The sequence below is a fragment of the Bacillus sp. PAMC28571 genome (assembly GCF_014250435.1).
GTDB classification, from domain to species: Bacteria; Bacillota; Bacilli; order Bacillales; family Bacillaceae; genus Bacillus; species Bacillus safensis.
Genome location: NZ_CP060191.1, coordinates 3,492,326 through 3,513,097, shown reverse-complemented (window position 1 = coordinate 3,513,097; position 20,772 = coordinate 3,492,326). Strand labels below are relative to the sequence as shown.

12 protein-coding genes, 2 tRNA genes, 3 rRNA genes and 1 other annotated feature are annotated in these 20,772 nt (G+C 43.9%); of the genes, 2 read left to right on the top strand and 15 right to left on the bottom strand.

The window, feature by feature from the left end; genetic code table 11:
• Positions 1-113: 113 nt before the first annotated feature.
• From serS to pdxS, 3 genes are all read right to left on the bottom strand, one after another.
• Positions 114-1,388, bottom strand: a complete 1,275-nt coding sequence (serS, locus tag H7F25_RS17710) for a serine--tRNA ligase (RefSeq protein ID WP_024426746.1) — start codon at positions 1,386-1,388, stop codon at positions 114-116.
• Between the two features lie 49 nt (positions 1,389-1,437).
• Positions 1,438-1,654 (bottom strand) — a binding site (T-box leader).
• A 53-nt stretch (positions 1,655-1,707) separates the two neighbouring features.
• On the bottom strand, positions 1,708-2,298 hold the full coding sequence (gene pdxT, locus H7F25_RS17705; protein WP_024426747.1) for a pyridoxal 5'-phosphate synthase glutaminase subunit PdxT: 591 nt from the start codon (positions 2,296-2,298) through the stop codon (positions 1,708-1,710).
• Between the two features lie 20 nt (positions 2,299-2,318).
• Positions 2,319-3,203 (bottom strand): pyridoxal 5'-phosphate synthase lyase subunit PdxS, encoded by an 885-nt coding sequence (gene pdxS, locus H7F25_RS17700; protein WP_039175840.1) that lies wholly within the window; start codon positions 3,201-3,203, stop codon positions 2,319-2,321.
• Between the two features lie 246 nt (positions 3,204-3,449).
• On the opposite strand from pdxS, the gene H7F25_RS17695 reads away from it, so the two are divergent.
• Positions 3,450-4,928: a MocR-like pyridoxine biosynthesis transcription factor PdxR gene (locus tag H7F25_RS17695; RefSeq protein WP_024425755.1), complete on the top strand. Its 1,479-nt coding sequence runs from the start codon at positions 3,450-3,452 to the stop codon at positions 4,926-4,928.
• A gap of 42 nt (positions 4,929-4,970) precedes the next feature.
• On the opposite strand, the gene H7F25_RS17690 is transcribed toward H7F25_RS17695, so the two are convergent.
• Both H7F25_RS17690 and guaB read right to left on the bottom strand, forming a co-directional pair.
• A complete protein-coding gene (locus tag H7F25_RS17690) occupies positions 4,971-6,296 on the bottom strand; it encodes a D-alanyl-D-alanine carboxypeptidase family protein (protein ID WP_133745005.1) in 1,326 nt (441 codons plus the stop codon).
• Positions 6,297-6,455: 159 nt separating this feature from the next.
• Positions 6,456-7,922 (bottom strand): IMP dehydrogenase, encoded by a 1,467-nt coding sequence (guaB, locus tag H7F25_RS17685; protein WP_024426749.1) that lies wholly within the window; start codon positions 7,920-7,922, stop codon positions 6,456-6,458.
• A gap of 121 nt (positions 7,923-8,043) precedes the next feature.
• Here guaB and H7F25_RS17680 point away from each other — a divergent pair, with 121 nt between their 5' ends.
• On the top strand, positions 8,044-9,012 hold the full coding sequence (locus tag H7F25_RS17680) for a YaaC family protein (RefSeq protein ID WP_103132793.1): 969 nt from the start codon (positions 8,044-8,046) through the stop codon (positions 9,010-9,012).
• 11 nt (positions 9,013-9,023) lie between these two features.
• Here the strand turns inward: H7F25_RS17680 and rrf are convergent.
• The 10 genes from rrf to yaaA form a co-directional block, all read right to left on the bottom strand.
• Positions 9,024-9,139: ribosomal RNA gene (rrf, locus tag H7F25_RS17675) — 5S ribosomal RNA — on the bottom strand.
• 61 nt (positions 9,140-9,200) lie between these two features.
• Positions 9,201-12,131 (bottom strand): 23S ribosomal RNA (locus H7F25_RS17670).
• Positions 12,132-12,229: 98 nt separating this feature from the next.
• A tRNA-Ala gene (locus H7F25_RS17665) sits at positions 12,230-12,305 on the bottom strand.
• Between the two features lie 14 nt (positions 12,306-12,319).
• Positions 12,320-12,396, bottom strand: a tRNA-Ile gene (locus H7F25_RS17660).
• A gap of 95 nt (positions 12,397-12,491) precedes the next feature.
• A 16S ribosomal RNA gene (locus H7F25_RS17655) occupies positions 12,492-14,040 on the bottom strand.
• The 16S, 23S and 5S rRNA genes sit together here with 2 tRNA genes alongside, the layout of an rRNA operon.
• A 363-nt stretch (positions 14,041-14,403) precedes the next feature.
• Positions 14,404-16,908, bottom strand: coding sequence for a DNA gyrase subunit A (gene gyrA / locus H7F25_RS17650; protein ID WP_024424078.1), 2,505 nt, complete (start codon positions 16,906-16,908; stop codon positions 14,404-14,406).
• 232 nt (positions 16,909-17,140) lie between these two features.
• On the bottom strand, positions 17,141-19,057 hold the full coding sequence (gene gyrB, locus H7F25_RS17645; RefSeq protein ID WP_024424077.1) for a DNA topoisomerase (ATP-hydrolyzing) subunit B: 1,917 nt from the start codon (positions 19,055-19,057) through the stop codon (positions 17,141-17,143).
• Positions 19,058-19,114: 57 nt separating this feature from the next.
• Positions 19,115-19,360: an extracellular matrix regulator RemB gene (gene remB / locus H7F25_RS17640; protein ID WP_024424076.1), complete on the bottom strand. Its 246-nt coding sequence runs from the start codon at positions 19,358-19,360 to the stop codon at positions 19,115-19,117.
• A gap of 17 nt (positions 19,361-19,377) precedes the next feature.
• The gene (recF, locus tag H7F25_RS17635; RefSeq protein ID WP_044333186.1) at positions 19,378-20,490 is read right to left on the bottom strand and encodes a DNA replication/repair protein RecF; all 1,113 of its coding nucleotides are present in this window, start codon (positions 20,488-20,490) and stop codon (positions 19,378-19,380) included.
• 16 nt (positions 20,491-20,506) lie between these two features.
• Positions 20,507-20,722, bottom strand: coding sequence for a S4 domain-containing protein YaaA (gene yaaA, locus H7F25_RS17630; protein ID WP_008360916.1), 216 nt, complete (start codon positions 20,720-20,722; stop codon positions 20,507-20,509).
• Positions 20,723-20,772: the final 50 nt, after the last annotated feature.

The window sequence follows — 20,772 nt, the reverse complement described above, 5'->3', positions numbered from 1 at the left end:
AAGCCTATTCAAGGTTATTCCTTCTTTCCTAGAAGCTTTTAATTTTTTTATCGGCTAAATTTAGGAAAACTGTAGGACTTTTGGTAAAAAGAAAAAGATGCCTTGACGGCATCTTATTTCATCACTTCTTTATTTCCCATATAAGGACGCAGTACTTCAGGAATGATCACTGTGCCGTCCTCTTGTTGATAGTTTTCTAAAATAGCCGCTACGGTTCTTCCTACCGCTAATCCAGACCCATTTAATGTGTGGACATGTTCTGGCTTCGCTTTAGGTTCTGGACGGAAACGAATGTTTGCACGTCTTGCCTGGAATGCTTCGAAGTTACTGCAAGAAGAAATTTCACGGTACGTATTCTGGCTCGGAATCCACACTTCGATATCGTATTTCTTCGCAGCTGTGAATCCTAAATCTCCCGTACACATGCTCATGACACGGTATGGCAGGTTCAATAGCTGAAGAACTTTTTCTGCTTGATTTGTTAGTTTCTCTAATTCTTCATAAGAATCTTCTGGTCTGACAAATTTCACAAGCTCTACCTTGTTAAATTGATGCTGACGGATGAGTCCACGTGTATCTCTTCCAGCAGATCCAGCTTCTGATCTAAAGCAAGCACTGAATGCTGCATAGTTGATTGGCAGCTGTTCACCTTCGAGAATTTCGTCACGATGCATGTTCGTAATTGGCACTTCAGCTGTTGGAATGAGGAAGTAATCTTCTTCACGTATTTTAAAGGCATCCTCTTCGAACTTTGGAAGCTGACCAGTTCCTGTCATACTCGCTCTGTTGACCATATAAGGTGGAAGCACTTCAGTAAAACCAAACTCATCCACATGTAAATCAAGCATAAAGTTATACAATGCGCGCTCTAAGCGTGCGCCAAGCCCTTTATAAAAAACGAAACGGCTTCCTGTCACTTTTCCTGCACGTTCAAAATCAAGGATTTTTAGCTCATCAGCTACGTCCCAATGTGGTTTTGGCTCAAATGAGAAGGCTGGTTGTTCGCCCCATTTTCTCACTTCCACGTTGTCGTCTTCTGTTTCACCAACTGGTACAGAGTCATGAGGGATATTTGGAATTGAGAACAGGATGTGCTGCAAGCTTTCTTCTACTGTTCTTAGCTCATCATCCAGCTTCTTGATCTCATCTCCTACCTCCCGCATTTCTTGAATAATGTGATCGGCGTCTTTCTTTTCTCTTTTTAGAACGGCCACTTGCTGTGATACTTCATTTCTTCGGCTCTTTAATTCTTCTGTTTTCCCGATTAATTCTCTTCTTTTTTGATCTAGCTCACCAAACTTATCAAAATCCGCTAAATCTTCGCCTCGGTGTGCTAATTTTTCTTTGATTTGATCAAAGTCCGTGCGCAGTTGTTTAATATCAAGCATGTGTAACACTCCTTTTTTTATCGAAAAATAAAAAGAGCCCTCATCCCATGAAAGGGACGAGAGCTCTCGCGTTGCCACCCTGATTGAAAACATGCAGAAGCATGCTTTCCTCTTTCCTCTGTAACGGTATCACCGTAAATGCTTACTTCTCGTGTTTCAGCATTTCGCTCAAGGATGGATTCAGAATGCATCTTTCACCGATTTTCACCAACCATCGGCTCTCTGAGAAAGAGGGGCTTCTTACTATTTCCCGTCAACGCTTTTTCGATCTTTGATTGTGATTTTAATGTACTATAAGTTTTATCTCTTTTCAACCGTTTTATACAGCAAGCTTCGTTTTGTAAGACTTCACCATGTCTACAAACAGCTGTGTTAACCGGTGATCGTCTGTCAGCTCTGGATGAAAAGAGCAGCCTAAGATATTGTTTTCTTTCGCCATCACAATCCTGCCATCATATTCAGCCATGATTTCTACGTCATTATCTGCGCTGATGATATGAGGCGCACGGATGAATACCCCTGTAAACGGCGCATCCAGTCCTTTTACTTTTAAATCTGCTTCAAAACTGTCTACCTGTCTGCCAAAAGAGTTCCGTGCAACAGATACATTTAACAGGCCAAGATGAGCATCTTCTCGATCTTCGATATGCTTAGCCAGCATAATCAAACCGGCACATGTCCCGAAAATCGGTTTCCCTTGAGCAGCGAACGCTTTGATCGGTTCAATGAATTGGTACGTATCCATAAGTCTCCTCATCGTCGTACTTTCTCCACCAGGGATAATCAAACCGTCAACGGATTCTAGCTCTTCTACACGTTTGATGATCTTTCCTTCTGCGCCGCAGGCTTCAATCGATTGAATATGCTCTCTCACCGCTCCTTGAAGCCCTAGTACACCAATTGTCAGCATGTTCGTTTGCGCTCCCTTAATTACCAGCCACGCTCTTGCATACGTTCTTCTGGCAGTAGATTTGAAATTTCAATTCCTTTCATAGCTGTTCCAAGCTCTTTTGAAAGTTCTGCAATGAGACGGTAATCAGTGTAATGAGTCGTTGCTTCAACAATCGCTTTTGCAAATTTAGCTGGATTGTCTGATTTGAAAATACCAGATCCGACAAATACACCGTCTGCGCCAAGCTGCATCATTAATGCAGCATCTGCTGGTGTCGCAACGCCTCCTGCTGCAAAGTTCACAACTGGCAGCTTGCCGTCTCTTTTGATTTGCAGCAATAATTCATAAGGCGCGCCAAGATTCTTGGCTTCTGTCATCAGTTCATCTTCACTCATAGCCGATACTTTACGAATCTGAGCATTGACCTTTCTCATATGACGCACAGCTTCTACGATGTTGCCTGTCCCAGGTTCTCCTTTTGTACGAAGCATAGAAGCGCCTTCTGCGATACGGCGGGTTGCCTCACCTAAATCGCGGCATCCACAGACAAAAGGTACTGTGTATTCATTTTTATTTAAATGGAATTCCTCATCTGCGGGCGTCAGCACTTCACTCTCATCGATATAATCAACACCAAGTGCTTCAAGAACACGAGCCTCGACGATGTGGCCGATACGTGCTTTTGCCATGACTGGAATCGTTACTGCATTTTGTACTTCCTCTACGATTCTTGGGTCTGCCATACGGGCAACACCGCCTGCTGCACGGATATCAGCTGGTACTCGTTCTAGTGCCATGACTGCCACCGCACCTGCTTCTTCTGCAATTTTTGCCTGCTCCGCATTGACAACATCCATAATGACGCCGCCCTTTTGCATTTCTGCCATTCCACGTTTCACTCGTTCAGTTCCCTTATTGCTCACAATAGTTTCCTCCCATTTGTCTATTCGATTGATTCAACATCTTTATCATACAAGCGAGGAAGTATAACAATAAAGAGAATAGTATAACAATTAAACCAACCGGGAAATAAGGATAAACCCTTGTAAACAAAGGATTTACAGCTAAAAAAATGTCGTTTTCTCTTTTAAGTGTGATTTACATGCTATAATACAACTATAACAATTAAAAATCATGTATAACAATTTTGCATTCTACGGAGGGGTTTCATGCATATTGATATCCATCGACACTCTGATACATCTCTTTCAAATCAAATTTACTTTTCAATCATCGATCACATTCAATCGGGTTTGCTTCAGCAAGGAGAAAAGCTGCCAACTGTCCGTGATTTAGCTAAGCAGCTGAATGTCAGTCTTGTCACGGCAGCTAAGGCATATACTCGATTAAAGGACGATGGTTATTTAACGACAGTGCAAGGTAAAGGAACTTTTGTGGATGAGCAGCAAGAGCAGGCAGAGACCCCGGTTCCATCATCTACTTCTTTCGATTGGCAGTTGTCGATTCCAGATTATTTACCACGGTCTCAATTCGCCCAGTATCACTATGTCGAAGAAGCCATTAACCTTTCTTCCTCTATGATCGATCCAGGTCTTTTGCCAAACCGGTATTTAGAAAAAGAAATGCAGCATGTGCTAGCCAGACATCCTCAAATCATGTCGAAGTATGGTGAAATACAAGGTGATCTTCAGTTGCGACAAGTCATTCAGTCCTTTTTAGAAAAGTTGGATGTGCCGTCTACCCCTGAAAATATCCTTGTAACAAGTGGTTCTCAGCAAGGGCTTGATTTGGTGGCACGTACGTTTATTGGGCCGGATGATGTGGTTGTCATGGAAGCACCGACCTATCCCGGGGCCATTGATGTCTTTATGGGCAGAGGAGCAAGAATCATTACCGTCCCTGTCGATCATGAAGGAATGAACATGAAGCAGCTTCAAAGCATTTGTGATAAATATAAACCGAAGCTCATCTATACGATTCCTACTTTTCACAGTCCGACAGGGGCCAGTATGTCGATGAAACGCAGAAAACAGCTTCTCTTACTGGCTCAAAGCATAGATTGTCTCATTGTAGAAGATGACCCATATCGTGAGCTTTATTTTGAAAAGAAGCCGCCAGCACCTATTAAAAGCTTGGATCATGATGGACACGTCATTTATTTACGAGGATTAAGTAAAACACTGGCTCCAGGATGCAGAATAGGGATTATCACCGCGTCAGGCTCGATATTTAACCGTTTATTAGCTGCAAAGGCTAATAATGACTTAGGCAGCCCTCTCCTCACACAAAAGGCCATATTGCCGTTTCTGACATCGAAGAAAATGATTGATCATACGAAGAAGCTAAGAACCGCCTTGAAGGTGAGACGCGATTTGATGATGGATGTGTTAACGAAGCACGCACCGAAAGATGTAACGTGGCAAATTCCACAGGGCGGGCTCAATTTATGGCTCAGCTTTCCTTCTTGGGTCGATACACGAGCACTGTTACATGAAGCACGTAAGCAGCAAATTACTTTTCTGCCTGGCTCTGTCTGCTATCCTGGAGAGCCGAAACAGAATTATATCCGCCTCAGCTTTTCCTATGTGAATGAAAAAGCACTGACCGAGGGCGTGGAAAAGTTATGTGGTATTTTTCAGCAAGCCTTGTCCACTCCTCAAAATCAAAAGCAATCGCTCTTCTTTTAACGATAAAAAAACTGCTCTCATGTATAGAGAGCAGTTTTTTTATTAGAACCAGCCTTTTACTGTGTCAACGATTCCGCCCCAAATGCCAGCAAAAAATCCACCTACACCACGCATTGCAAGGATGAACCAGTTTGCTTTTTCATCGCTTGTTTTCGTCACAAGCTCAACACCTGATTGGTCTTTATTTAAATAGCCGTAGTCCTTCTCATCACCAGAATAAGAAGTCGTCAGCATGCCAACCTTCGTTCCTTTTTTAATAGGAGCTTCTAGGTTCTTTTTTTCCATATTTACTTTTGCTTTATAGCTCTTTTCGTCACCATTTTTTACTGGCACAGAAAATGCTTCTTTCGTCACAACAGGTACTTCTTTATCTTTGCCTTTATCCACTTCGATGTTTTCATGTCCTTTAATTTGTTGGCCTTTTTTGTACATTTCTTTCATCGTGAAGTTTTTAAACGCATAGTCGAACAGTTTTTTTGCCACGTCGAAACGTGCTGTATGAAGATTACCTTTTGCATTCAAGATAACTGCGATGACACGCATGTCCCCTTGTTTTGCTGTACCTGTGAAGCTAGAACCGGCTGAATCTGTAGATCCTGTTTTCAGACCGTCAACACCTTTATATTCCTTCACAAGTCCTTTAAGCATGAAGTTCCAGTTAGGCATGTCCATTTCATCGTCTGTGCCTTCTCTGAACTTTGTTTTCGCAATACTTGCTGTTTCAAGAATTTCTGGATGGTCTTTGATGAGATGCTGTGCAAGCAAAGCCATATCTTTTGCAGATACTTCACTTTCTTCATCAGGACCTGTACCTTTTGGCTGTTGGCCATGTAAGTCTTTATTTTCCAGACCAGTTGCATTCACGAATTTGTAGTTTGTTAAACCAAGTTCTTTTGCTTTTGCGTTCATTTTTTCAACAAACTTCGATTCTGATCCAGCGATCACTTCTGCTAAACCAATCGCTGCTGCATTTGCCGAATAAATAGCCGTTGCTTGATAAAGTTCTTTTACTGTATACGAACCATCTTTTCTCAAAGGAACGTTGGATAAGCTGCGGTCCTGAGAAATTTCGTATACATAATCATCTGGCGTATACTTTTGATCCCATTTCACTTTTCCTTCAGCAATTGCCTCTAGTAATAGATACTCTGTCATCATTTTTGCCATACTTGCAATAGGCAGTCTTTGATCTGCGTTTTTACTATAAAGAATTTTACCTGTAGAAGCTTCAATAAGGATCGCTGCTTTCGCATTCACACTGAATGGATCTTCAGCAGCTTTTGCTTTGGACATTGGTGTAAATGCTGTAACAATCAATGCCAATGCAAGGATAGAGACCATAAGCTGTTTCAACATCTTGCTGTTCAATCGTCATACCTCCGTATTCATCTTTTTTCGACGTTTTCATATATATGTAATCCACAAGGGCTTATCTCAACACAACAGTATAAATTTTATCACAATAAAGACAAAAAAAATAGACAGAGTCTTAGACCCTGTCAAATGTAATTTGATTGTCACAATTTATCAAGAAATTGTGTAGTTTGGTGATTCTTTTGTAATTTGTACATCATGTGGATGACTCTCACGAAGTCCTGCACCCGTCATACGAATGAACTGTGCTTCTTCTCTAAGAGTGCGTAAATCCTGTGTTCCACAATAACCCATACCAGAACGAATACCACCAACTAGTTGATACACTGTATCAACGACTGGCCCTTTGTATGGTGTACGGCCTTCAATACCTTCAGGAACGAATTTTTTATTATCTTCTTGGAAGTAACGATCTTTACTTCCTTTTTCCATTGCAGCGACAGAACCCATACCACGATAAACTTTGAATCGTCTACCTTGGAAAATTTCTGTTTCTCCTGGGCTTTCAGATGTACCAGCTAGAAGGCTTCCCAGCATAACAGCATGTCCGCCAGATGCTAATGCTTTCACGATATCACCTGAATATTTAATTCCACCATCTGCAATAATAGCTTTACCATGTTTTCTTGCTTCTGTTGCACAGTCATAGATCGCTGTGATTTGTGGTACACCGACACCTGCAACAACACGTGTTGTACAAATAGATCCTGGTCCGATACCGACTTTCACAATATCTGCTCCTGCTTCAAACAATGCTTTTGTTGCTTCAGCTGTTGCAACATTACCAGCAATGATGTTAAGAGAAGGATACGTTTCACGGATTTTCGATACAGTGTTTAGAACACCTTGAGAATGACCGTGTGCTGTATCAATAACAATGACATCTACATTGGCTTCGACTAATTTTTTCACACGTGTCATTGTATCGCCAGTGACACCAACAGCGGCACCAACAATTAAACGGCCATGTGCATCTTTAGAGGAGTTAGGGAATTCAATCACTTTTTCAATATCTTTGATTGTGATAAGACCTTTTAACGTTCCTTCGTCATCTAAAAGAGGTAATTTTTCAATCTTGTACTGCTGTAGGATTTTTTCAGCTTCTTCTAATGTTGTACCAACAGAAGCTGTCACAAGTTCCTCTTTTGTCATCACGTCGCTAATCTTCATTGAATAATCCGAAATAAAACGAAGGTCACGGTTCGTAATAATACCAACAAGCTTTTGGTCTTGTTCGTTGTTGACAATCGGCACACCTGAAATACGGTATTTACCCATCAAATGCTCTGCATCAAATACTTGATGCTCTGGTGTTAAGAAGAATGGATTTGTAATAACGCCGCGCTCTGAACGTTTTACTTTATCCACCTGTTCTGCTTGCTGTTCAATGGACATGTTCTTATGAATAATACCAAGACCACCTTGACGTGCCATTGCAATCGCCATTTGTGATTCCGTCACTGTGTCCATTCCCGCACTGATAATTGGAATGTTTAGCTTTAATGTGCTTGTTAGCTCCACTGATAAATCGACATCACGCGGAAGTACTTCAGACTTTGCTGGAACAAGCAAAACATCGTCAAACGTCAAACCTTCTTTTGAAAATTTACTTTCCCACATTAGTAAATCCCCCTCTTTTCGGCAAAATATTATATGTAGATTATCAACTAGCAAACAGCATGTCAAGGAAGCAACAAACAGTTGCAATTTTTAGAAAATATAAAGAGAGTTGAGGAAGAAGATGAAAAGTTCAGGATGGAAGGATTTAAAACGTTTTTACTCGCTCGAAACCTCCCAAAAGTTTCTATTTCAACAATATGAGAAACGGAACATTCAAGATGCAAACCAGCAAGCCTATAAAAACTGTGAACGATTTATTTACTTTCTAAAACATGGCCACACATTTTATGAACAGGCTGCGATCGCGCCTCTAGAACTTAAACCCATTTTATTGTTTTATGGAATGGCACAGCTGCTAAAAGCATGTTTGCTGACAGTTGATCCCCATTATCCTTCTCAAACTTCTGTTTTAGCTCATGGCGTAACATCAAGGAAGAGAAAGAAACAGCATTACCGTTTTAGTGAAGATGAAGTGAAAATCCAAAGAAATGGGCTATGTATGCATGTGTTAAAGCATCTATTTCAATTAAATGGTCTTGAAGATGAGCGTTTTACGATGATCCATCTCCTGTCTAAAATACCTGAAATGAGTCATATTCTGGAGTTTCAGAAGCAGCCCTCGACTTTAGTTAAAGTAGAAAAGGCTAATGGATTGATAATTCAAGATCATATTCCATTACTTTATAACATGTCTGCTGAACGCTTTATTGAATACTTTGAGTTTCATACAAGCTGGAAACTCAAACAGAGAGAGGCTAAAAAACTGACGTTTGATGTATTTCTTGAAGAAAACCCAGCACTTGCTACTCATCTTCATTATGATTTAGAAATGGATCAATGGTTTATCCCGTCAACACGAGATGCTTTTCTAGGGATTCCTGAGATCATCAGCCATTACTTATTGATGTATAACCTTAGTATGATTGCCCGCTACGAAACAGAATGGTGGTACGAGCTGCTGTCTCAATACATTAGCGATGATTACGTCATGATTGAACGCTACATGGAGATTGCAGAAGAGAAGTTCCCAGCTTACATCATGATGCTGTTAGAAGAAAAAACAAAAAAGACCAGTTCCGACTGGAACTGATCCTTATAGAAGCTTGGCGGCGTCCTACTCTCACAGGGGGAAACCCCCAACTACCATCGGCGCTGAAGAGCTTAACTTCCGTGTTCGGTATGGGAACGGGTGTGACCTCTTCGCTATCGCCACCAAACCTGATGGAGAGAATGTTCTCTCAAAACTAGATAACAATGTTCATGCTTCACAATAGAATATAGGTTAAGTCCTCGATCTATTAGTATCTGTCAGCTCCACGTGTCACCACGCTTCCACCTCAGACCTATCAACCTGATCATCTTTCAGGGATCTTACTTCCTTGCGGAATGGGAAATCTCATCTTGAGGGGGGCTTCATGCTTAGATGCTTTCAGCACTTATCCCGTCCGCACATAGCTACCCAGCGATGCCCTTGGCAGAACAACTGGTACACCAGCGGTGCGTCCATCCCGGTCCTCTCGTACTAAGGACAGCTCCTCTCAAATTTCCTGCGCCCGCGACGGATAGGGACCGAACTGTCTCACGACGTTCTGAACCCAGCTCGCGTACCGCTTTAATGGGCGAACAGCCCAACCCTTGGGACCGACTACAGCCCCAGGATGCGATGAGCCGACATCGAGGTGCCAAACCTCCCCGTCGATGTGGACTCTTGGGGGAGATAAGCCTGTTATCCCCGGGGTAGCTTTTATCCGTTGAGCGATGGCCCTTCCATGCGGAACCACCGGATCACTAAGCCCGACTTTCGTCCCTGCTCGACTTGTAGGTCTCGCAGTCAAGCTCCCTTGTGCCTTTACACTCTGCGAATGATTTCCAACCATTCTGAGGGAACCTTTGGGCGCCTCCGTTACATTTTAGGAGGCGACCGCCCCAGTCAAACTGCCCACCTGACACTGTCTCCCTGCCCGATAAGGGCAGCGGGTTAGAAGGTCAATACAGCCAGGGTAGTATCCCACCGATGCCTCCACCGAAGCTAGCGCTCCGGTTTCCAAGGCTCCTACCTATCCTGTACAAGCTGTACCAACATTCAATATCAGGCTGCAGTAAAGCTCCACGGGGTCTTTCCGTCCTGTCGCGGGTAACCTGCATCTTCACAGGTACTATAATTTCACCGAGTCTCTCGTTGAGACAGTGCCCAGATCGTTGCGCCTTTCGTGCGGGTCGGAACTTACCCGACAAGGAATTTCGCTACCTTAGGACCGTTATAGTTACGGCCGCCGTTTACTGGGGCTTCAATTCGCACCTTCGCTTACGCTAAGCGCTCCTCTTAACCTTCCAGCACCGGGCAGGCGTCAGCCCCTATACTTCGCCTTACGGCTTCGCAGAGACCTGTGTTTTTGCTAAACAGTCGCCTGGGCCTATTCACTGCGGCTTCTCGGGGCTTTAACACCCTAAGAAGCACCCCTTCTCCCGAAGTTACGGGGTCATTTTGCCGAGTTCCTTAACGAGAGTTCTCTCGATCACCTTAGGATTCTCTCCTCGCCTACCTGTGTCGGTTTGCGGTACGGGCACCTCTCACCTCGCTAGAGGCTTTTCTTGGCAGTGTGGAATCAGGAACTTCGCTACTAAATTTCGCTCGCCATCACAGCTCAGCCTTTACGGGAAACGGATTTGCCTATTTCCCAGCCTAACTGCTTGGACGCGGATATCCAATACCGCGCTTACCCTATCCTCCTGCGTCCCCCCATTGCTCAAATGGTGAGGAGGTGGTACAGGAATATCAACCTGTTGTCCATCGCCTACGCCTTTCGGCCTCGGCTTAGGTCCCGACTAACCCTGAGCGGACGAGCCTTCCTCAGGAAACCTTAGGCATTCGGTGGACGGGATTCTCACCCGTCTTTCGCTACTCATACCGGCATTCTCACTTCTAAGCGCTCCACCAGTCCTTCCGGTCTGGCTTCACAGCCCTTAGAACGCTCTCCTACCACTGTTCGTAAGAACAGTCCGCAGCTTCGGTGATACGTTTAGCCCCGGTACATTTTCGGCGCAGAGTCACTCGACCAGTGAGCTATTACGCACTCTTTAAATGGTGGCTGCTTCTAAGCCAACATCCTGGTTGTCTAAGCAACTCCACATCCTTTTCCACTTAACGTATACTTTGGGACCTTAGCTGGCGGTCTGGGCTGTTTCCCTTTCGACTACGGATCTTATCACTCGCAGTCTGACTCCCAAGGATAAGTCATCGGCATTCGGAGTTTGACTGAATTCGGTAACCCGGTAGGGGCCCCTAGTCCAATCAGTGCTCTACCTCCGAGACTCTTACCTTGAGGCTAGCCCTAAAGCTATTTCGGAGAGAACCAGCTATCTCCAGGTTCGATTGGCATTTCACCCCTACCCACACCTCATCCCCGCACTTTTCAACGTGCGTGGGTTCGGGCCTCCATTCAGTGTTACCTGAACTTCACCCTGGACATGGGTAGATCACCTGGTTTCGGGTCTACGACCACGTACTCATGCGCCCTATTCAGACTCGCTTTCGCTGCGGCTCCGCATCTTCTGCTTAACCTTGCACGGGATCGTAACTCGCCGGTTCATTCTACAAAAGGCACGCCATCACCCGTTAACGGGCTCTGACTACTTGTAGGCACACGGTTTCAGGATCTATTTCACTCCCCTTCCGGGGTGCTTTTCACCTTTCCCTCACGGTACTGGTTCACTATCGGTCACTAGGGAGTATTTAGCCTTGGGAGATGGTCCTCCCGGATTCCGACGGAATTTCACGTGTTCCGCCGTACTCAGGATCCACTCTGGAGAGAATGACATTTCAGTTACAGGGCTGTTACCTTCTTTGGCGGGCCTTTCCAGACCTCTTCGCTTATATCATTCCTTTGTAACTCCGTATAGAGTGTCCTACAACCCCAAGAGGCAAGCCTCTTGGTTTGGGCTGTTCCCGTTTCGCTCGCCGCTACTCAGGGAATCGCATTTGCTTTCTCTTCCTCCGGGTACTTAGATGTTTCAGTTCCCCGGGTATGCCTTCTCATACTCTATGTATTCAAGTATGGATACTACTCCATTACGAGCAGTGGGTTTCCCCATTCGGAAATCTCCGGATCAAAGCTTGCTTACAGCTCCCCGAAGCATATCGGTGTTCGTCCCGTCCTTCATCGGCTCCTAGTGCCAAGGCATCCACCGTGCGCCCTTTCTAACTTAACCATTTCTTACTTTAGAAAGAATCACTATGTGTGATGAACTTTGCATTGCATTCAATGTGAATGTATTACTTATTGTTATCTAGTTTTCAAAGAACACGTTGGTGGAGCCTAGCGGGATCGAACCGCTGACCTCCTGCGTGCAAGGCAGGCGCTCTCCCAGCTGAGCTAAGGCCCCAATTTAATAGAAGATGGTGGGCCTGAGTGGACTCGAACCACCGACCTCACGCTTATCAGGCGTGCGCTCTAACCAGCTGAGCTACAGGCCCATCTTTCATATCGAAGATATGATGTTGTAGGATCTTTTGCAAGTTCCTTCAAAACTAAACAAGACGAAAACGTACGCTGCTCCATATATCCTTAGAAAGGAGGTGATCCAGCCGCACCTTCCGATACGGCTACCTTGTTACGACTTCACCCCAATCATCTGCCCCACCTTCGGCGGCTGGCTCCATAAAGGTTACCTCACCGACTTCGGGTGTTGCAAACTCTCGTGGTGTGACGGGCGGTGTGTACAAGGCCCGGGAACGTATTCACCGCGGCATGCTGATCCGCGATTACTAGCGATTCCAGCTTCACGCAGTCGAGTTGCAGACTGCGATCCGAACTGAGAACAGATTTATGGGATTGGCTAAACCTTGCGGTCTTGCAGCCCTTTGTTCTGTCCATTGTAGCACGTGTGTAGCCCAGGTCATAAGGGGCATGATGATTTGACGTCATCCCCACCTTCCTCCGGTTTGTCACCGGCAGTCACCTTAGAGTGCCCAACTAAATGCTGGCAACTAAGATCAAGGGTTGCGCTCGTTGCGGGACTTAACCCAACATCTCACGACACGAGCTGACGACAACCATGCACCACCTGTCACTCTGTCCCCGAAGGGAAAGCCCTATCTCTAGGGTTGTCAGAGGATGTCAAGACCTGGTAAGGTTCTTCGCGTTGCTTCGAATTAAACCACATGCTCCACCGCTTGTGCGGGCCCCCGTCAATTCCTTTGAGTTTCAGTCTTGCGACCGTACTCCCCAGGCGGAGTGCTTAATGCGTTAGCTGCAGCACTAAGGGGCGGAAACCCCCTAACACTTAGCACTCATCGTTTACGGCGTGGACTACCAGGGTATCTAATCCTGTTCGCTCCCCACGCTTTCGCTCCTCAGCGTCAGTTACAGACCAGAGAGTCGCCTTCGCCACTGGTGTTCCTCCACATCTCTACGCATTTCACCGCTACACGTGGAATTCCACTCTCCTCTTCTGCACTCAAGTTTCCCAGTTTCCAATGACCCTCCCCGGTTGAGCCGGGGGCTTTCACATCAGACTTAAGAAACCGCCTGCGAGCCCTTTACGCCCAATAATTCCGGACAACGCTTGCCACCTACGTATTACCGCGGCTGCTGGCACGTAGTTAGCCGTGGCTTTCTGGTTAGGTACCGTCAAGGTGCGAGCAGTTACTCTCGCACTTGTTCTTCCCTAACAACAGAGCTTTACGATCCGAAAACCTTCATCACTCACGCGGCGTTGCTCCGTCAGACTTTCGTCCATTGCGGAAGATTCCCTACTGCTGCCTCCCGTAGGAGTCTGGGCCGTGTCTCAGTCCCAGTGTGGCCGATCACCCTCTCAGGTCGGCTACGCATCGTCGCCTTGGTGAGCCATTACCCCACCAACTAGCTAATGCGCCGCGGGTCCATCTGTAAGTGACAGCCGAAACCGTCTTTCATCCTTGAACCATGCGGTTCAAGGAACTATCCGGTATTAGCTCCGGTTTCCCGGAGTTATCCCAGTCTTACAGGCAGGTTACCCACGTGTTACTCACCCGTCCGCCGCTAACATCCGGGAGCAAGCTCCCTTCTGTCCGCTCGACTTGCATGTATTAGGCACGCCGCCAGCGTTCGTCCTGAGCCAGGATCAAACTCTCCGAAAAAGTACAAAACCGAAGTTTTGCTTTTCGCCAGTTTGACTGACTACCTATGAAGTATCATAGGATTTTTTATAAAAACTCGAATTAACAGGTACGTTTTGTCTTGTTTAGTTTTCAAAGAACTTGTGTGTCACTCTCTCAAAGCGACCACTTAAATATATCATATATCTCTATCAACAGTCAACATTTTTCTTGAAAAACATTTTATTTTTTTAAGAAGTTTCCACTGTAAAAGAGATAAAAAATAGAGCCTCTTTTTGCTCCTTTGAAAGATTAACACATATCTATGAAAAAAGCATTATAAATTTCAAAAAAACTCATGTTTTTTTAGAAAAAAATAAAGCCGGTAAAGAACCGGCTTTATTTTTACTCAGATTGCTCTTGATCTGACTCTATAGTTTCTACGTTTTCTTCACTATTCTCTTCATCATCTTCTTGTGATTGTTCAACTAATGCCACTGTAGCGACATGTTCATCATCACCTAGACGAATCAGGCGGACACCTTGAGTGACTCGACCTGTTGTTGAAATATCTGAAACGGCCATACGAATGATCACGCCGCTTCCTGTAATAATCATCAAGTCCTCTTCAGCTTCAGCATTCGTCGCCTTCACTGCGACAAGCGGACCATTGTTATCAGTGATTTTACATGTTTTAAGACCTTTACCGCCCCGACTTTGAACACGATATTCTTTTTCAGGTGTTAACTTACCATACCCTTTTTCGGTGACGATCAATACGTTTGCATCTGGCTCAAGGATTTCCATCCCAACGACGATGTCATCTTCAGAAAGCGTAATTCCTTTCACGCCAGCTGCCGTACGCCCCATTTCACGAACATCTGTCTCGTCGAAACGAATCAGCATACCTTTTTTCGTTCCAATGATGATTTGTTTTTCTCCATTGGTTAAACGGACAGCCATCAGTTCATCTTCGTCACGAAGACTTAATGCGATAAGTCCATTGTTTCGAATGTTGGCAAACTGAGACAATGAGGTTCGTTTTGATACACCGTGTCTTGTTGTAAAGAAGAGATACGAATCTTCATCAAATTCGCTTACCGGAATAATGGCATTAATCCACTCTCCCTTTTCTACTTCAAGCAGGTTAATAATCGGAATCCCTTTCGCTGTCCGTCCGAATTCAGGAATCTCATATCCCTTCGCACGATAAACCTTCCCTTTATTAGAGAAGAAGAGGATCGTATCATGGGTAGATGTTGAAATCAGCTGTTCTACGAAATCATCCTCATTGGTTCCCATCCCTTGAACACCTTTACCGCCTCTTTTTTGACTGCGGTATGTTGATGCAGGCAGACGCTTGATATAACCATTATGAGTCAGCGTAATCACGATGTTTTCAACAGGAATCAAATCTTCGTCTTCAATTGTTTCAATACCTGCTGTCACAATTTCAGTACGGCGCGTATCATTGAAACGTTCTTTGATTTCTGTTAATTCTTCTCTAATGATTTCAAGAACTTTTTCATTGTCTGCTAAAATGGCTTTCAACTCAGCAATCAAATCAACAAGTCCTTTGTATTCTTCTTCTATCTTTTCTCTTTCCAAACCAGTTAAGCGCTGAAGACGCATATCAAGAATGGCCTGTGCTTGTTTTTCGGACAAGCTATAGTTCTCCATTAAGCCATTTCTCGCGATTTCAGCAGTTTGAGAGCTTCTAATTAATGCAATGACTTCATCTAAGTGGTCAAGAGCGATTCTTAAACCTTCTAGAATATGAGCTCTTGCTTCAGCTTTACGAAGTTCATATGCTGTTCTTCTGCGAATAATCACTTTTTGATGCTCTAAATAATATTCAAGACATTGTTTGAGGGACAAGACTTTCGGCTGTCCATCAACTAGTGCCAATAAGTTGATCCCAAATGACGTTTGAAGTGTCGTTTGTTTATAAAGATTGTTTAATAGAACGTGGGCGTTCGCGTCTCTTCGCAGTTCAATCACGATCCGCATTCCATTACGATCAGACTCGTCACGGAGATCTGTAATGCCATCGATCTTTTTATCGCGCACAAGATCAGCGATTTTTTCGATCAAACGTGCTTTATTGACCTGATATGGAATTTCATTAATGACAATCCGCTGCTTACCGCTGGATGTTTCTTCAATAATAGACTTTGCACGTAATGTAATAGAACCCCGGCCTGTTTCATATGCTTTGCGGATTCCGCTTCGGCCAATGATTTGTCCCGCAGTTGGGAAGTCTGGTCCTGGAATGATCTCCATTAGTTCCTGTGTTGTCATTTCTGGGTTTTGACTTATCGCCAGTACCCCATCAATCACTTCACCTAGCTGGTGAGGCGGAATGTTGGTTGCCATCCCTACAGCGATACCTGTTGCCCCGTTGACTAATAAGTTCGGGAAACGAGCAGGCATGACGATTGGTTCTCTTTCACTGCCATCGTAGTTATCTTGATAATCAATCGTATCTTTAGTGATATCACGCAGGATTTCCATTGAAATTTTAGATAGACGCGCCTCAGTATAACGCATTGCCGCTGCACCGTCTCCATCGACAGAACCAAAGTTCCCGTGGCCTTCAACCAGCATATTTCGATAGTTGAAGTCTTGCGCCATACGAACCATCGCTTCGTATACAGCGCTGTCACCGTGAGGGTGGTACTTACCGATAACTTCCCCAACGATACGTGCAGATTTCTTAAATGGTTTATCACTTGTCATACCTAGGTCATTCATCGCATACAAAATTCTTCGATGCACGGGCTTCAAGCCATCTCGCACATCTGGTAATGCACGCGAAACAATAACACTCATTGCATAATCTAAAAAGGACGTACGCATTTCTTGACTAATATTTACTTCGCGTACATTTGGTGTATGTTGTTCACTCACTATAAGAACCTCCCTTTACGTATCACATGAAATAAATTATGTGGGAGTAAAATATGTATTTATCTTCACAAGACTATTCTCCATTATATCAATAATCTCGGCTTTATACACATTTATTTACTAGAAAATCAACGAAAACACGGAAAACCAGGACATTCGTTACACGCCCCTATTTCTTGAAAAACAACCTTATTCCAAACAAGAAATAAGGTTGTTCTCAGGAGGGATCTATCTAAATATCAAGGTTTTTCACGTATTGCGCATTTTCTTCGATAAAGTTTCGTCTCGGTTCTACTTTATCTCCCATCAGCATTTCAAATGTCTCATCAGCATCGATCGCATCCTCAAGTGTGACTTGAAGAAGTGTTCTCGCATCAGGGTCCATTGTTGTTTCCCAAAGCTGAGCAGCATTCATTTCTCCAAGACCTTTATAACGCTGAAGTCCAGGCTTTGGTGTTTGAGGAAGTGATTTTAACAGCTCATCCAGCTGTTTATCGTTATACACGTACTCCACACGTTTTCCTTGCTGCACTTTATATAAAGGCGGCTGCGCAATATACACATAACCGTTTTCAATGATTTCACGCATGTAGCGATAGAAGAATGTTAAGAGCAGCGTTCGAATGTGTGCTCCATCCACATCGGCATCTGTCATGATCACAATTTTGTGATAGCGTGCTTTCTCTAAAGTAAAGTCTTCTCCGATTCCAGTTCCTAACGCTGTAATCATTGAACGAACCTCGTTGTTCGATAAAATTTTATCTAAACGAGCTTTTTCTACGTTTAGGATCTTCCCTCTTAACGGTAAGATCGCTTGGAAGTGACGATCACGGCCTTGTTTAGCAGATCCGCCCGCAGAATCTCCCTCTACAATATAGAGTTCAGAAATGGAAGGATCTTTAGAAGAACAGTCCGCTAGTTTCCCAGGTAAGCTGGAGACTTCCAGTGCACTTTTACGTCTTGTCAGCTCACGAGCCTTTTTGGCAGCCATTCTTGCACGAGCTGCCATCAGTCCTTTTTCCACAATTTTTTTCGCAGAATCAGGATTTTCAAGCAAGAATTTCTCAAGTGCTTCAGAGAAAAGGGAGTCTGTGATGGTTCTCGCTTCTGAGTTCCCAAGCTTTGTCTTCGTTTGTCCTTCGAATTGAGGGTCTGGATGTTTGATGGAGATAATGGCTGTTAAGCCTTCTCGCACATCTTCACCACTTAAATTCGCATCCCCATCCTTGAATACGCCATTTTTACGAGCATAGTCATTGATGACACGCGTTAGACCGGTTTTAAAACCAGCTTCGTGTGTTCCGCCTTCATACGTGTTGATGTTGTTGGCGAAGGAATAGATATTGCTTGTATAGGAATCGTTATATTGTAATGCTACTTCAACCGTGATTCCGTCTTTCTCACCTTCGATGTACACAGGCTCTTCATGAACGACTTCTTTTGAGCGGTTTAAATGTTCTACATAGCTCTTAATACCGCCTTCGTAGCAGTATTCATTTCTCCGCTCTTTGCCTTCACGCAAGTCTTCTATGATGATGTTTACACCTTTTGTTAAGAAGGCTAACTCACGAACACGGTTAGCAAGTGTATCGTAATCAAATTCAATGGTTTCCGTGAAAATTTCTGGATCTGGCACAAAGTGAGTAGTTGTCCCGGTTACATCTGTTTCACCAATAACCTCTAAATCTCCCACTGGAACGCCGCGTTTGAACTGCTGATAATGGATTTTCCCGTCACGGTATACAGTCACGTCTAAGGTAGTAGATAATGCATTTACAACAGATGCCCCTACACCATGCAGACCGCCTGATACTTTATAACCGCTGCCGTCAAATTTACCGCCAGCGTGAAGAACAGTCATAATGACCTCTACGGCAGGACGCCCCATTTTCTCATGAATTCCAACAGGAATCCCGCGGCCATTATCTTTTACTGTAATGCTGTTATCTTTTTCAATTTGCACTGTAATGTCTGTACAATAACCAGCTAATGCCTCATCAATACTGTTGTCGACAATTTCCCATACAAGATGGTGAAGCCCTTTTGCATTGGTTGACCCAATGTACATTCCTGGACGTTTTCTAACAGCTTCTAATCCTTCAAGCACCTGTATCTGATTTTCATCATAACTATTATGTTGCTGTTCCATTGCCACGTACATTCACCTACACTTTTCTTAAACGATATATTTATATGAATTGAGTTTTTAGACTTCAATTTCAACCACAAACGAAGCACGTTTTTTGAGCGTGCTTGAGGAAAGAGGAGAGTAATAAACAGATTCAGTTGTGACGACAATGGATTTGGGTGTCCCTTGTGATAACGAAATGATATGTTCCTCTTGTTTTTGTAGAAATTCTTCTACAACAGAAGACGACCTCATTTTGTAATCAACAATTGCGACAATCTCTCGTGTAGAAACAACACAATCATCACCTAAATGAATATACAAGACTCACACCTCATTTATCAGTCAATTACTTTTCCACTGGCTACTCTGAAAATTTCCGCTTCTTTCAGGGTGGCGTGATCGATGCCTTCAACACTTGTTGTGGTGACGAAGGTCTGTACACGTCCCTGAATGGTATGGAGCAAATGAGACTGTCTGTAATCATCAAGTTCAGATAACACATCATCAAGTAGAAGAATGGGATATTCTCCGATTTCTTCATGTATCAGATCAATTTCTGCCAGCTTTAGTGAAAGAGCTGTTGTCCTTTGCTGCCCTTGAGAGCCATATGTCTGAACATCCCGACCATTCACAAAGAAAAGCAGGTCATCTCTGTGAGGTCCCCACAGGGTCACCCCTCGGTCTATTTCTCTGTCTCTTAGTTTCTGAAACGATTCTTCATAGCTATTCTTTATTTTCGACAAGTCTGACGCTTCTGATACCTCTATTGCCGTCTGGTATTGGAGCGTAAGTGTTTCTAGCTCTCTAGAAATCCCAAAATGCAGCGGCTGCGCCCATTTTTCGAGCTGTTTCGTAAAAGTCAGTCGTCTTTTGACCACTTTCGCTGCCGCATCAATCAACTGCTCTGTTAAAATCTCCAGCATCGCTTGATCCGTTTGCTTTCTTGTCTGCAATTGTTTCAAGTAATGATTCCGCTGAGAAAGGATTTTTTGATAGAGCGATAAATCATGCAAGTAGACAGCAGAAACTTGTCCAATCTCCATGTCGAGGAATCTTCTGCGGATTTGCGGGCTGCCCTTCACAAGACTTAAGTCCTCTGGCGCAAACATGATGGTGTTTAACGCACCAACATAATGACTGAGCTTCTGTTGTTCAATGTGATTGACCTTGCCCTTTTTCCCTTTTTTTGAGATCACGAGCTGCATTGGGAGTGGACCATTTTTTTTAATGACTCTACCTTCTATTTTAGCATAGTCTTGGTCCCATCGGATAAGTTCTTTATCATTTGACGTACGATGAGACTTTGCCATCGACAATACATAGATCGCTTCCATCAAGTTCGTTTTACCTTGGGCATTCTCACCGATCATGACATTCACCTTATTGTCGAATTGAAGCTCAGTGTGTTCATAGTTTCGGTATGAAGTTAACGCCAGACTTTGAATGTACATGTATTGTCACCCGTTTCTAATTCACAACTTGAAATGTGCCGTAACCTTCAATCTCGACAACATCTCCTGGGTATAGTTTGCGTCCCCGTCTATTATCTGGCTCTTGATTAATGAACACCTCATGTTCACTTAAAAACCATTTCGCCATTCCGCCAGATTGGATGACTTCGGCTAATTTCAAAAACTGCCCTAATGTAATCATTTCTGTTTCAATGGTTATAAGATTAGGCATTGTATCGACCTCTTTCAATATCACTAATATCTAATTGTACTAAAAAACAA